Source organism: Streptomyces sp. NPDC043726 (assembly GCF_056436565.1).
Genome location: NZ_JBWKCI010000006.1, coordinates 55,163 through 68,725, shown reverse-complemented (window position 1 = coordinate 68,725; position 13,563 = coordinate 55,163). Strand labels below are relative to the sequence as shown.

10 protein-coding genes are annotated in these 13,563 nt (G+C 72.7%); 8 read left to right on the top strand and 2 right to left on the bottom strand.

What is annotated here, in order from left to right:
• Positions 1-396: 396 nt before the first annotated feature.
• From AC068Z_RS18520 to AC068Z_RS18510, 3 genes are all read left to right on the top strand, one after another.
• On the top strand, positions 397-1,344 hold the full coding sequence (locus tag AC068Z_RS18520) for an oxygenase MpaB family protein (RefSeq protein WP_478556472.1): 948 nt from the start codon (positions 397-399) through the stop codon (positions 1,342-1,344).
• Positions 1,326-3,563: a serine/threonine-protein kinase gene (locus AC068Z_RS18515; RefSeq protein ID WP_478556470.1), complete on the top strand. Its 2,238-nt coding sequence runs from the start codon at positions 1,326-1,328 to the stop codon at positions 3,561-3,563. Before AC068Z_RS18520 ends, AC068Z_RS18515 begins: the two co-directional genes overlap by 19 nt.
• A gap of 84 nt (positions 3,564-3,647) precedes the next feature.
• Positions 3,648-5,219: a phytoene desaturase family protein gene (locus tag AC068Z_RS18510; protein ID WP_478556468.1), complete on the top strand. Its 1,572-nt coding sequence runs from the start codon at positions 3,648-3,650 to the stop codon at positions 5,217-5,219.
• A 34-nt stretch (positions 5,220-5,253) separates the two neighbouring features.
• Here the strand turns inward: AC068Z_RS18510 and AC068Z_RS18505 are convergent, their stop codons facing one another.
• Complete coding sequence (locus AC068Z_RS18505) at positions 5,254-6,033, bottom strand: SDR family NAD(P)-dependent oxidoreductase (protein WP_478556466.1); 780 nt, start codon at positions 6,031-6,033, stop codon at positions 5,254-5,256.
• 87 nt (positions 6,034-6,120) lie between these two features.
• Here AC068Z_RS18505 and AC068Z_RS18500 point away from each other — a divergent pair, with 87 nt between their 5' ends.
• Both AC068Z_RS18500 and AC068Z_RS18495 read left to right on the top strand, forming a co-directional pair.
• Positions 6,121-6,972, top strand: coding sequence for a helix-turn-helix transcriptional regulator (locus tag AC068Z_RS18500; protein WP_478556465.1), 852 nt, complete (start codon positions 6,121-6,123; stop codon positions 6,970-6,972).
• A gap of 96 nt (positions 6,973-7,068) precedes the next feature.
• The gene (locus tag AC068Z_RS18495) at positions 7,069-7,284 is read left to right on the top strand and encodes a hypothetical protein (RefSeq protein WP_478556464.1); all 216 of its coding nucleotides are present in this window, start codon (positions 7,069-7,071) and stop codon (positions 7,282-7,284) included.
• Positions 7,285-7,560: 276 nt separating this feature from the next.
• On the opposite strand, the gene AC068Z_RS18490 is transcribed toward AC068Z_RS18495, so the two are convergent.
• Positions 7,561-9,327: a serine hydrolase domain-containing protein gene (locus AC068Z_RS18490; RefSeq protein WP_478556462.1), complete on the bottom strand. Its 1,767-nt coding sequence runs from the start codon at positions 9,325-9,327 to the stop codon at positions 7,561-7,563.
• Between the two features lie 213 nt (positions 9,328-9,540).
• Here AC068Z_RS18490 and AC068Z_RS18485 point away from each other — a divergent pair, with 213 nt between their 5' ends.
• The 3 genes from AC068Z_RS18485 (at position 9,541) to AC068Z_RS18475 (ending at position 13,559) form a co-directional block, all read left to right on the top strand.
• Positions 9,541-10,650, top strand: a complete 1,110-nt coding sequence (locus AC068Z_RS18485) for an NAD(P)H-dependent flavin oxidoreductase (RefSeq protein ID WP_478556460.1) — start codon at positions 9,541-9,543, stop codon at positions 10,648-10,650.
• Positions 10,647-12,200: an acyl-CoA synthetase gene (locus tag AC068Z_RS18480; protein WP_478556458.1), complete on the top strand. Its 1,554-nt coding sequence runs from the start codon at positions 10,647-10,649 to the stop codon at positions 12,198-12,200. The genes AC068Z_RS18485 and AC068Z_RS18480 overlap by 4 nt, the downstream gene beginning before the upstream one ends.
• A gap of 102 nt (positions 12,201-12,302) precedes the next feature.
• The gene (locus AC068Z_RS18475) at positions 12,303-13,559 is read left to right on the top strand and encodes a DUF418 domain-containing protein (RefSeq protein WP_478556456.1); all 1,257 of its coding nucleotides are present in this window, start codon (positions 12,303-12,305) and stop codon (positions 13,557-13,559) included.
• The last annotated feature ends 4 nt before the right edge of the window (positions 13,560-13,563 follow it).

Here is a 13,563-nt window from a genome sequence, read left to right as displayed (position 1 = left end):
CTCGGCCGTCACGATGAGCACCTCGCGGATGCCGGCAATCAGGCCGACGACGAGGAACGGCTCCGCGTCGAGCGGTCCGGTCCTCGATGAGCTGCAGGCCCGGTACCCGACCGCCCACGGTCTTCGGGAGAACGGGTCGCCCAGTCGCCATGTCAGGAGTGCCCCGGCCCGCAGACGCTGCGTGCTGGACGAACGGATGAACGGGCGGATCCCTCACTGTCGTGGCAGCCAGGGCAGGAACCTGCGGCCCGTCCTGGCGCCGGACCGGGGTCTGCCCTCCGATTCGGCCCGGGACCTCGCCCCGGCCTGCGGGAGGAACCGCGCCGCCGCACCGCCAAATGGACACCGATGGTGCCCCCTCGCCGGCTCTTGATGACCGGGCGCGGTCCGCACAGAATGGCGCATGTGGACGACTCCCGCACACCCGACCCCGGTCTGTTCGGGCCGGACTCGGTGACCTGGCAGATGCATGGTGATCCGATGATGTGGATCGCCGGAGTCCGCGCGCTCTATCTGCAGGCCCTGCACCCGAGGGCGGTGCGCGGGGTCATGCAGAACTCCGACTTCCGGCACGACGCGTGGGGGCGGCTGCTGCGGACCGCGAACTTCGTCGGGACCATCTCGTACGGCACCGGCGAGGCGGCCGAGAAGGCCGGTGCCCGGGTGCGGCGGATCCACGCCAAGCTGCGGGCCACAGACCCCGACACCGGTGAGGAGTACGGGGTCGACGAACCCGAGCTGCTGCTGTGGGTCCACTGCGCCGAGATCGACTCGTACCTGGGCGTGGCGCGGCGCTCGGGGTTCCGGCTCACCGACGCCGAGGCCGACCGGTACATCCGTGAACAGCGCGTCAGCGCACGGCTGGTGGGGCTCGACCCCGAGGACGTCCCCGCCGACCAGGCCGAGATGGCGGCGTACTTCGAGAAGGTGCGCCCCGAACTGGCCGCCGGAGCCGAGGCACGCGCCGTGGACGACTTCCTGCTCCGTCCGCCGGCGCACCCCCTGCTGGTCCCGGCGCGCGCCCTGGTGTGGGGCCGCGTGGCGCATCTGGCGTACGCCGCCCTGCCGCCGTACGCCCACGAGCTGTACGGCAGACCGGCCCCCGAACCGGCCGCCGTCGCCCGTCAGTTGCGTGCCGCGGGCATTCTGCTGCGGCGCATTCCCGCACGGCTGCGCTGGCAACTGCCGCCCAAACACATCCTGCGGGCCATGGACCGGCTCGGCCCGGGCGCGCGCCCGGCACCGTACAAACTCGGACGACAGCTCGCCATACTGGACGAGCCAGGGGAGGGCGGCCATCACAGCGACGGGGGCGAGCGCGGGAGATGGGGGACAGCAGGCTGATCCAGGGCCGCTACCGGCTGCTGGATCCGATCGGGCGCGGCGGCATGGGCGAGGTGTGGCGGGCGCGCGACGAGTCGCTGGGCCGGCACGTCGCCGTCAAGTGCCTCAAGCCGCTGGGGCCGCACCACGACCAGTCGTTCACCCGCGTCCTCAGGGAGCGGTTCCGGCGGGAGGCCCGGGTGGCCGCCGCGCTCCAGCACCGCGGGGTCACCGTCGTCCACGACTTCGGCGAGTCCGACGGCGTCCTCTACCTCGTCATGGAACTGCTGGAGGGCCGTAACCTCAGTCAGCTGCTGGAGGACAACAAGCACCACCCGCTGCCCGTCCCGGCCGTCGTGGACATCGCCGACCAGGTCGCCGCCGCCCTCGCCTACACGCATCAACAGGGCATCGTGCACCGCGACTTGAAGCCCGCGAACATCGTGCGGCTGACCGACGGCACCGTGAAGATCTGCGACTTCGGCATCGCCCGCCTCGGCGCCGACATCGGCTTCACCTCCCGGCTCACCGGCACCGGCATCGCCATGGGCACCCCGCACTACATGTCCCCGGAACAGATCGGCGGCGCGGAGGTGGACCAGCGCAGCGACCTGTACTCGCTGGGGTGTGTGCTCTACGAGATCGCCACCGGCGTACCGCCCTTCGACCTCGACGACGCCTGGGCCGTACTCGTCGGCCACCGCGACACCCCGCCGCGACCGCCCCGCGAACACCGCTCCGAACTCCCCGCCCACCTGGAGAAGGTCATCCTCGACCTGCTCGCCAAGCGCCCCGAGGACCGGCCGCACGACGCCCGCGAGGTGGGCCGCCGCATCGGCCTCGGGCGCGGCACCCCGACGTACGTGCCGACTGTCGTCACCCCCCGCCCCGCGCCGCGCCCGCCCGAGCCGGCCGGCCGCGAGACTCGGCTGCCGTCCTGGACCCAGGGCATGACCACCGGCCACAAGGCCACCGGCGCCGGGCTGCGCACCACACCCCCCGACGCCGGAGCCGGACTGACCGGAGAGTGGATCCCCCGCCCGTCCGGCGGCCGGCCCGAGGAACCCGTCATCCAGGACCCGCCCGCCCCTGACCCGGCCGCACTCACCGCACTCGCCGGACGCCACAACGCCGGGCTCAGCCTCGGGCGCCTCGGCCGCTGGGCGGAGGCCGGGGAGGTCCACCGGGCGGTCGCCGCCGAGCGCGAGCACCTGCTCGGACCCGAGCACCCCGACACCCTCGCCAGCCGCTTCGAGGTCGCCTTCACCCTGAGCCGCACCGGCCGCGCCGCCGACGCGCTGCGCGAGTACAAGTACGTCGCCCGGGCCAGGAGCCTGGCGCTCGGCCCCGACCACCCGGAAACCCTCGCCGCCCGCCAGGAAATGGCCTATGTGCTGGGCCAGTTGGGCCGTCACTTCGACGCCCACCAGGTGTACCAGTCGGTGCTCGCCGCGCGGGAGCGGAGCATGGGCGCCGACCACCCCGACACTCTGCGCTGCCGCCACAACCTGGCCTTCAACCTCAGCCGGCTCGGCCGCCTGGAGGACTCGTACCGCATGGCCTGCGAGGTCGCCGCCGCACGGGCCAGGGTGCTCGGCCCGGAGCACCCGGAAACCCTCGTCACCCGGTACGAAGTAGCCTACGCGCTGGGTCAGTTGGGCCGCTGGGCGGAGGCCCTGCACACCTACCACGAGGTCGCCGAGGCGCGCGCCCGGGCGCTCGGCCCCGACCACGCCGATACCCTCGCCGCCCGTTACGAGGTCGGCATCAGCCTCGGCCGGCTCGGCCGCAGCGCGGAGGCCCTCCAGCTGTACCGCGAGCTGATCGACGACCGCACCCGGGTGCACGGCCCCACCCACCCCGAGACCCTGCGCGCCCGCCACGGCCTCGGCGTCAACCTCGGCCGGCTCGGGCGCTGGGAGGAGGCCCTCGCCGAGTCCCGTGACGTCTGCGCGATCCGCGAACGCGTTCTCGGCGCCGACCACCCCGACACCCTCGTCAGCCGCCGCGAGGTCGCCGTCGGCCTCGGCTGGCTCGGCCGCTGGCCCGACGCGCTCACCGAGTACCGCAGGGTCGCCCAGGCCCGCGAGCGCGTCCTGGGCGCGGCCCACCCCGACACCCTCGCCAGCCGCAACGACGAGGCGCACTGCCTGGAACAACTCGGCCGCGCCGCCGAGGCCGTCGACCTGTACCGCAGGGTCGCGGCGCTGCGGCAGCAGGGGGCGACGGGCGGGCACTGACCCCGGCTCCGGCCACCGGAGCCGACCGGACCTGTTCGCTCCGCAGCCCTGGCCGACCTAGATCATCTCGTGTTACGAAGGACCATGCCTGCACACGAGGACCACCCGGGACATCGCGCGTACGACGCCGTCATCGTCGGAGGGGGCCACAACGGCCTGGTCGCCGCCGCCTATCTGGCCCGGGCCGGACGGTCCGTGCTGGTGCTGGAGCGCCTGGACCACACCGGCGGCGCCGCCATCTCCACGCGCCCCTTCGCGGGCGTGGACGCTCGGCTGTCCCGCTACTCCTACCTGGTCAGCCTGCTGCCCAAGAAGATCGTGCGGGACCTCGGCCTGAACTTCCGGGTCCGCACCCGCACCATCTCCTCGTACACCCCCGTCGAGCGGGCCGGACAGTCCACCGGCCTGCTGGTGGGCGGTGGTGAACGGCGCACCCGGGAAGCCTTCGGCAAGCTCACCGGCGGCGAGAGCGAGTACGCCGCCTGGCAGCGCTTCTACGGCCTGACCGGCGAGGTCGCCCGGCGGGTCTTCCCCACGCTCACCGAACCGCTGCCCACGCGCGAGGAGCTGCGCCGCCGTGTCGACGACGAGGAGGCCTGGCGGATCCTGTTCGAGGAGCCCATCGGCGCGGCCATCGAGGACCGCTTCAGCGACGACCTCGTGCGCGGAGTCGTCCTCACCGACGCCCTCATCGGCACCTTCGCCGACGCCCACGACCCCTCCCTGAAGCAGAACCGCTGCTTCCTCTACCACGTCATCGGCGGCGGCACCGGCGCCTGGGACGTGCCCGTCGGCGGCATGGGCGCCCTCACCGACGCGATCGCGGGGGCGGCCCGCGCGGCGGGCGTCGTCTTCGCCACCGGCCACGAGGCCGTACGGATCGACACGGACGGCACCACCGCCGAGGTCACCTACCGCACCGCCGACGGCGAAGGCGTCGCCGCCGCCCGGCACGTCCTCGTGGGCGCCTCCCCGCAGGAACTGGCCGCGCTGACCGGAGGCACGCCCGCGGAGCCCGCCGAGGGCGCCCAGCTGAAGGTGAACATGCTGCTCAAGCGGCTGCCCAGGCTGAAGGACAGTTCCGTCGACCCGCGCGAGGCGTTCTCCGGGACCTTCCACATCGCCGAGGGCTACGAACAGCTGGCCACCGCCCACGCCCAGGCCGCCGCGGGCGCACTGCCCTCCGCCCCGCCCGCGGAGATCTACTGCCACTCGCTCACCGACCCCACGATCCTCGGCCCGGACCTCGTCGACCGCGGCTACCAGACGCTCACCCTGTTCGGACTGCACACGCCGGCCCGGCTGTTCGCGCGGGACAACGACGCCGTACGCGAGGAGCTGCTCAAGTCGACGCTGGCGCAGCTCGACGCCCATCTGGCCGAACCCCTCGCCGACTGTCTGGCGACCGACGCCGAGGGACGGCCGTGCATCGAGGCGAAGACCCCGCTTGACCTGGAGCGGGACCTGCGCCTGCCGGGCGGCAACATCTTCCACCGCGACCTGTCCTGGCCCCACGCCCAGGACGGCACCGGCCGCTGGGGCGTGGCTACGGAGCACGCGAACGTCCTGCTCTGCGGGGCGGGCGCGGTGCGCGGGGGAGGGGTGAGCGGGGTGCCGGGGCACAACGCGGCGATGGCGGTGCTGGAGGGCTCCTGAGCCTCCCAGTGCCCTCATGGCCCCCGCCCAGGCTCTACGCCCACATTCCCCCGTCGACCCGCAGGACCGTTCCCGTGACGTACGACGCGCGGTCGCTCAGCAGCCAGGCCGCCGCCTCGGCGACCTCCTCGGGGGCGGCGGCGCGGCGCAAGGGGGCCTGGGCGGTGAGCTGGTCGATGGTGCCGGGCGTGTTCGCGTCCCACTCGTGGAGCATCTCGGTGAGTGTGGTGCCCGGTGAGACGGCGTTGACCCGGATGCCCTCGGGGCCGTAGGTGGTGGCGGCGGACGCGGTGAGGCTGTTGACCGCCCGCTTCAGGGCGCCGTACGCGGGCAGCCAGGGGTTGGCCATGAGGCTGCCGACGCTGGAGGTGTTGACGATCGCCCCGCTGCCGGCGGTGGCCCGGATGGCGGCGATCTCGGCGTTCATGGCGAGCCAGACGCCCTTGAGGTTGACGGTGTAGAGCCGGTCGAAGTCGGACTCGGGGAGCTGGTCCATCGGGCCGGGCGGCTGGGAAGTCGCCGCGTTGTTGAAGGCGATGTCGAGCCGTCCGTACAGCTCGACGGCCCGGTCCACGGCGGCGCGCAGGCTCTCCGGGTCCGCCAGGTCGCACACGAAGTGGTCGGCCGCGCCCCCGGCCGCCGTGATCTCCTCGGTGACCACCTTGAGCTGGGACTCGGTGCGGGCCGCCAGCAGGACGCGGGCGCCTTCGCGGGCGAAGAGCTTCGCGGCCGCCGCGCCGATGCCCCGTCCGGCACCGGTGACGAAGGCGACCTTGCCGGCGAGCAGGGGAGTGATTGCGGTGGTGTCTGTCATGCCGTCGAGCCTGCGACCGGGCGCGACGCCCATCCAGGCACCGCCAGTACCTGGCTGCGCTCACCCGGGCCCGCGCACACTGGAGGCGTGGACCGACGAGAACTGGCCGACTTCCTGCGCAGCCGGCGCGAGCGCATCACCCCCGCCGACGTGGGGCTGCCCGCCGGGCCGCGCCGCCGCACGCCGGGGCTGCGCCGCGAGGAGGTGGCGCAGCTGGCGTACATCTCCACCGAGTACTACACCCGGCTCGAACAGGCCCGCGGCCCGCACCCCTCGCGGGAGGTGCTGGCCCAGCTCGCCCGTGCCCTGCGGCTGTCCGACCCCGAGCGCGATCACCTGCACCACCTCGCGGGCACCCCGCCCGCGCCGCCGCCCGGCCCCTCGCGCGAGGTCCGCCAGAGCATCGTCGACCTGCTGGGACGGCTGCCGCAGGCGGCGGCGATCGTGATCTCGGCGACGTACGAGGTCATCGCCTGGAACGACCTGGCCGCCGCCCTGATGGAGGACTTCTCCGCGCTCCCCCGCCGAGACCGCAACCTGATCCGGCGCTGCTTCCTCGGCCCGTACCGGGAAGGGCGGCCGCTGTACGGCGTCTCGGACGCCGACGAGTTCGCCGCCTCGGCCACCAACGACCTGCGCGCCGCCGCGGCCCGCTATCCGGGCGACCCGGAAGTCTCCGGTCTCGTCGGCGAACTCCTCGCGGGCAGCGAGAAGTTCGCCCGCCTCTGGGCCCAGCACTGCGTGATCACCCGGTCCGCCCTGCACAAGACCTTCGACCACCCGCTGGTCGGGCCGGTCTCCGTCAACTGCGACGTCCTGGACATCACCGACCGCGACCAGCGGGTCGTGATCTACACCGCCGAGCCGGGCTCACGCTCCGAGGAGGCGCTGCGGCTGCTCTCGGTGGTCGGCACCCAGCGGATGGACGTCCCTGGGTGAGAACTCGCTCAACTCGCCGGGGGCCCGCCCGTTGCCGTTCCCGCATCCGGACCAGTCCGTCGTGCGCCCGGCCCGTCCTGCGGCGAGGTTGGGCTCATGGCCACCGATCACCCTGTCGTAGTGCTCCCGCCCACCTCGGACGGCGGCCGACGCGTCCGTATCGACGGCCGATACGTCGGCATCGCCTACCACCTCCTCGACGTCACGGCGTTCCTCCAGGAGGCCGGGCTGCAGGACTGGGACGAGATGGACGTGGTCCAGTCCCCCCTGATCGAGTGGCAGGGCGGCGGACCGGAGGTGTGGGAGACCTGAGAGGGCGCGCCACGTACGCGAAGCCGCCCGCCGGGATTCGGCGGGCGGCTCGTGACGAGGTGTCCAGAGATCCGATTCGGCGGCGGCGCACTGTAGGCGTCCTGGGCCACTGGACGACACCGGCAAGGTACCGGCGACGGGATTCGAACCCGCGTCACCCGCTGAAGAGGCGAAGTAGCCGCAGCCTGCGCACCTGAACAACGCCCACAGTACGAGGGCGCCTTGTCGGGCGGCATCTGAATTACCCGCCGACGGGCCAGGGGCCGCTTGCCCGCCTCAGTCGGCGGATGCCGTCCAGCCCGTCGCCGTGATCCGCGCCGCGTCCGCCGGTCGGGTCTCGTCGAACAGGGTGCCGTCCGGGTCCTCGACGCGCAGCCCGTCCACGTAGGCGCCCCGGCCGACGTAGAGCCGGTCGGTGGCGTAACGCCAGCGCACCGCGAGCGCGTCGGCGGCCGGGAGCCGCGCCGTCAGCCGGTGCCAGACACGGCCCGACCAGCCGGTGACCGAGCCCGCCGGACGTTCCTGGGGCCGTTCGCCAGGGCGGTCGGTGGTGAACGGCACCGGCTGCCAGGTCGCGCCGCCGTCCGTGGTGGCCTCCAGGACGAGGACGTCCGCCTGCGGCTCGGTGTCCCACCACAGTCCGCAGCGCAGCAGCGCCCCGCCGTCCGAGGTGTCCAGCGCGGGCAGGGCGAGGGTGGCGGTGGCGGAGCTCGCCATGCCGGAGAACCAGGCCGTACGGCCGTGGCGGGGACGGACCGGTACGGCTCGGGCCAGGTTGTTGGCGGCGGCCACGCGCGGGGCCGAGCCGGACCGCCAACTGCGCACGGGGTGCACCGAGTTGCCGAGCAGGACCAGGAACGAGTCGGTCGTCGGGTCGAGGACCAGCGAGGTGCCGGTGAAGCCGGTGTGGCCCGCCGTGCGCGGAGTGGCCATCGCGCCCATGTACCAGTGCTGGTAGAGCTCGAAGCCCAATCCGTGTTCGTCGCCGGGGAAGGCGGTGTTGAAGTCGGTGAACATCAGCTCCACCGACTCCGGTTCGAGGATGCGCGTGCGGCCGTACACTCCGCCGTTGAGCAGCGTGCGGCCGAGCACCGCCAGGTCCCAGGCGCAGGAGAAGACCCCCGCGTGTCCGGCGACGCCCCCCAGGCTGAAGGCGTTCTCGTCGTGCACCTCGCCCCACACCAGACCCCGGTCCAGGCCCGACCAGGGCTTGCGGGCGTCCTCGGTGGCGGCGATCCGGGGTTTCCAGGAGGCGGGCGGGTTGTAGCGGGTGCCGTCCATGCGGAGCGGGCCGGTGATCTCCTCGTGGAGCAGGGTGTCGAGCGGCCGGCCGGTGATCTTCTCCAGGACGAGCTGGAGCGAGATCAGGTTCAGGTCGGAGTAGAGGTACCGGGTGCCGGGCGGGTTCAACGGGGCCTCGTTCCAGATGAGCTGGAGCTTGGCCTCGTGGGTGGGCGCGCTGTACAGCGGGATCCAGGCGCGGAATCCGGAGGTGTGGGTGAGGAGTTGCCGGATGGTCATGTCCTGCTTGCCGGCGGCGCCGAACTCGGGCAGGTACGAGGCGACCGTGGCCTCCAGTTCCAGCGCGCCCCGCTCGATCTGCTGCACGGCGAGCATCGAGGTGAACAGCTTGGACACCGAGGCAAGGTCGAAGACGGTGTCCTCGGTCATGGGGATCTGCTGGCCGGCCGGGAACTCGACGCCGGTGTCGGTCTTCTCGTCGTACGCCGAGTAGCGCACCGCCATGCCGATCGGCTCGTGCAGCGCCACGGTGCCGCCCCGCCCGGCGAGCAGCACGGCGCCCGCGTACCAGGGGTGCTTGGGGGAGGGGCCGAGGAAGGCCTCGGCGTCGGTGACGAGTTTCCGCAGGTGGGAGGGGAGCAGGCCGGCCCGTTCCGGGGAGCCGTGGCGCAGGGTGCCGCGGTCGGGGGAAGCGGCTGCCGCCGGGCCCACCGGGAAGGGGGCGAGGGCCAGCGCGCCGCCCAGGGCCATTGCCGCTCGGGTCAGTTGACGCCGGGTCAGGCCGCGTCTGTCGTCGGTCATCGGGGTTCCTCCCGCGAGTCCGCCTGAAAGTATCTTTCCGGGATCACCGTGCGCGCTGAAACTTTCGTGTCAGACGGGGGTCGTGTCAACCGGGCGTTCACCCCCATAAATCTGACGGTCGATCAGTAATGACCCGGCCGTGCATCAGGACAGATCTGACGATGCATCAGGAAACCCCTTCCGTCCTCCGGAGGACTCCGGCATCCTGCGCCCATGCAGACGGAGCTGAGCAAGCAACTGGGAGTCGAGCACGCCGTCTTCGGCTTCACGCCGTTCCCCGCCGTCGCCGCGGCCATCAGCAGGGCCGGCGGCTTCGGCGTGCTCGGCGCGGTCCGCTACACCGCCCCCGACGACCTCAAACGCGACCTCGACTGGATCGAGGCGCATGTCGAGGGCAAGCCCTACGGCCTGGACGTCGTCATGCCCGCGAAGAAGGTGGAAGGGGTCAGTGAAGCCGATGTCGAGGCGATGATCCCGGAGGGGCACCGCCAGTTCGTCCAGGACACCCTCGCCAAGTTCGGCGTGCCCGAGCTGGCCGCGGGCGAGGCGGCCGGGTGGCGGATCACGGGCTGGATGGAGCAGGTCGCCCGCACCCAGCTGGACGTCGCCTTCGACTACCCGATCAGACTGCTGGCCAATGCCCTCGGCTCCCCGCCCGCCGACGTCGTGGACCGTGCCCACGACCAGGACATCCTCGTCGCCGCCCTCGCGGGCAGTGCCCGTCATGCCCGTAAGCACCAGGAGGCGGGCATCGACATCGTCGTCGCCCAGGGCTACGAGGCCGGCGGCCACACCGGGGAGATCGCCTCCATGGTGCTCACACCCGAGGTCGTCGAGGCCGTCGCCCCGCTGCCCGTCCTGGCCGCCGGGGGCATCGGCAGCGGACAACAGGTGGCCGCGGCCCTCGCCTTGGGCGCCCAGGGGGTGTGGCTGGGCTCCCTGTGGCTCACCACCACGGAGGCCGATCTGCACTCACCGGCCCTGACCCGCAAGCTGCTCGCCGCGGGCTCCGGCGACACCGTCCGCTCCCGGGCGCTGACCGGAAAACCCGCCCGCCAGCTGCGCACCGAGTGGACCGACGCCTGGGACGACCCCGCGGGACCCGGCACGCTCCCCATGCCGCTCCAGGGGCTCCTCGTCGCCGAGGCGGTCTCGCGCATCCAGAAGCACGAGGTCGAGCCGCTGCTCGGCACTCCCGTCGGCCAGATCGTCGGCCGGATGACCAGCGAACGCAGTGTCCAGGCCGTCTTCGACGACCTCACCCGGGGTTTCGAGCAGGCGGTGGACCGCGTCAACCGCATCGCCGGAAGGAGCGGCCAGTGACCAGCACACCGCCCGTGGGCTTCTGGGCCCAGGCCACCCAGGACCCCGACCGCACGGTCCTCGTCGCCCCGGACGGCGAGGAGTGGACCGCCGGACGGCTGCACTCCGCCGCCAACCGCCTCGTCCACGGACTGCGCGCCGCGGGACTCGAGCGCGGCGACGCCTTCGCGGTCGTCCTGCCCAACGGCATCGAGCTCCTCACCGCCTATCTCGCCGCCAGTCAGGCCGGGTTCTATCTCGTGCCCGTCAACCACCACTTCGTCGGGCCCGAGATCGCCTGGATCGTCGCCGACTCCGGCGCCAAGGTCCTCATCGCGCACGAGCGGTTCACCGAACCCGCCCGCCACGCGGCCGACGAGGCGGGCCTGCCGCCGACCCACCGGTACGGCGTCGGCACGGTCGAGGGCTTCCGGCCGTACGCCGAACTCTTCGGCGGACAACCGGAGTCGGCGCCGGACGACCGCACCCTCGGCTGGGTGATGAACTACACCTCGGGCACCACCGGCCGCCCGCGCGGCATCCGCCGCCCGCTGCCCGGCAAGTCCCCCGAGGAGGCCTACCTCGGCGGCTTCCTCGGCATCTTCGGCATCAAGCCGTACGACGGCAATGTGCACCTCGTCTGCTCGCCGCTGTACCACACGGCGGTGCTCCAGTTCGCGGGCGCGTCCCTGCACATCGGCCACCCGCTGGTGCTGATGGACAAGTGGACCCCCGAGGAGATGCTGCGGCTCATCGACGTCCACCGCTGCACCCACACCCACATGGTCCCGACCCAGTTCCACCGGCTGCTGGCGCTTCCGCAGGAGGTGAAGGACCGCTACGACGTGTCCTCCATGCGCCACGCCATCCACGGCGCCGCGCCCTGCCCCGACCATGTGAAGCGGGCGATGCTCGACTGGTGGGGTCCGTGCGTGGAGGAGTACTACGCCGCCAGCGAGGGCGGCGGCGCCTTCGCGACCGCGGAGGACTGGCTGAAGAAGCCGGGAACCGTCGGAAAGGCCTGGCCCATCAGCGAACTGGCCGTCTTCGACGACGACGGCAACCGGCTGCCGCCCGGTGAACTCGGCACCGTCTACCTGAAGATGAACACCGGCGGCTTCGCCTACCACAAGGACGAGCAGAAGACGAGGAAGAACCGCATCGGCGACTTCTTCACCGTCGGCGACCTCGGTTATCTCGACGAGGACGGCTATCTCTTCCTGCGCGACCGCAAGATCGACATGATCATCTCCGGCGGGGTCAACATCTACCCCGCCGAGATCGAGTCCGCGCTGCTCGCCCACCCCGCCGTCGCCGACGCCGCCGTCTTCGGCGTACCGCACGACGACTGGGGCGAGGAGGTCAAGGCCGTCGTCGAACCGGCCCCCGGCCAGGAGCCGGGACCGGGACTCGCCGCCGCGCTCCTCGACCACTGCGCCGAGCGGCTCGCCGGCTACAAGCGCCCCAGGAGCGTCGACTTCATCACCGAGATGCCCCGCGACCCCAACGGCAAGCTGTACAAGCGACGGCTGCGGGACCCGTACTGGGAAGGACGCGACCGCGCGATGTGACGCCGTTGGTCGCGGGCGCGGGACCGGACGTCATCCTTTGGTCGGCCCGCGCTCGACCTTCGGCCGATGTCCGGCCGTTCGGCGCCTTCCTAGCGTGGACGCATGACGACCACGAGCACGGCGGGCCGCCTGAAGCGCGGGGGCGTACGGCAGGGCGAGCGGGCGCTCGCCCCCGATCTCGCCCGCGGCATCATGCTGCTGGGCATCGTGCTGTCCAACACCGCCTTCCATCTCTGGGCGGCCCGGCGCGGGCCGTCCGGATGGCAGCCGGTGGACGGCAACTGGCTCGACCAGACCGTGCAGTTCACCATGATCACGGCGCTCGACCTGCGGTTCTATCCGCTTTTCGCGTTCCTCTTCGGCTACGGCATGATGCAGCTCTACCTCCGCCAGACCGCCGCCGGAACCACCGAGCGCGACGCCGTCCGGATCCTGCGCCGCCGCAGCCTGTGGCTGATCGTCTTCGGCCTCGCCCACGCCACCCTGCTGATGGCGGGCGACATACTCGGCTATTACGGCGTCCTCAGCCTCGTCGTCGGCCTGCTCTTCCTGCGGCGCAGCGAACGCGCCCTCCAACGCTGGACCGTCGTCGCCGTCGCGCTGCTGGTGCTCACCACGGCCCTGCCGGTCGTCGACGCGCTGCTGCGGGGCGAACTGGGCACGCTGGGCGACGCGGGCGCCGAACCCGGGTTCAAGGCGTTCGGCGCCGGTGAGAGCAACTGGCTCGACGCCGCGCAGACTCGGCTCGGCACCGGCCTGTTCCTCACCTTCGCCGCCGCCCCGCTCTCCCTCGTCGGCGGCGGCTTCGTGCTCTTCCTGCTCGGCTTCCTCGCCGCCCGCCACCGCGTCCTGGAGGAACCCGGCCGTCACCGCACCCTGCTGCGCCGTACCGCCGTCATCGGCATCGCGGTCGGCTGGCTCGGCGCCCTGCCCGCCGCGCTCGCCCACGTCGGCGCGCTCGACGTACCGCCCGACGCCGAGAGCGAGAGCGGCGCCCTGACCCTGTTGCGGGACGCCACCGGCAACGCCGCCGGAGTCGGCTACCTGGCCGCCCTGACCCTGTTCGCGCGTTGGTGGAGCGGCCGCGAACACCGCCGGGGCGCCGCCGCCGTGGCCGCGGTCACCGCCGTCGGCAAACGCTCCCTGTCCTGCTACCTGGCGCACTCGCTGCTCTTCGCGCCGGTCCTCGCCGCCTGGGGCCTCGGCCTCGGCGAACACCTCGGCAGCACCACGATGGCCCTGTTCGCGCTCGCCGTCTGGCTGGTCACCGTGGCCGGCGCCCACGTCCTGGAACGCGCGGGCCGCCGCGGCCCCGCCGAAGCGGTGCTGCGGCGGCTGATGTACGGCCGTACGCGATGAGCGC

What these genes read in the sequence shown, in the direction of transcription:
- AC068Z_RS18475 (WP_478556456.1), top strand. Translation starts at nt 12,303, where the DNA reads ATGACGACCACGAGCACGGCGGGCCGCCTGAAGCGCGGGGGCGTACGG.
- AC068Z_RS18505 (WP_478556466.1), bottom strand. Translation starts at nt 6,033, where the DNA reads ATGACAGACACCACCGCAATCACTCCCCTGCTCGCCGGCAAGGTCGCC.
- AC068Z_RS18510 (WP_478556468.1), top strand. Translation starts at nt 3,648, where the DNA reads ATGCCTGCACACGAGGACCACCCGGGACATCGCGCGTACGACGCCGTC.
- AC068Z_RS18495 (WP_478556464.1), top strand. Translation starts at nt 7,069, where the DNA reads ATGGCCACCGATCACCCTGTCGTAGTGCTCCCGCCCACCTCGGACGGC.
- AC068Z_RS18490 (WP_478556462.1), bottom strand. Translation starts at nt 9,327, where the DNA reads ATGACCGACGACAGACGCGGCCTGACCCGGCGTCAACTGACCCGAGCG.
- AC068Z_RS18485 (WP_478556460.1), top strand. Translation starts at nt 9,541, where the DNA reads ATGCAGACGGAGCTGAGCAAGCAACTGGGAGTCGAGCACGCCGTCTTC.
- AC068Z_RS18515 (WP_478556470.1), top strand. Translation starts at nt 1,326, where the DNA reads ATGGGGGACAGCAGGCTGATCCAGGGCCGCTACCGGCTGCTGGATCCG.
- AC068Z_RS18520 (WP_478556472.1), top strand. Translation starts at nt 397, where the DNA reads ATGGCGCATGTGGACGACTCCCGCACACCCGACCCCGGTCTGTTCGGG.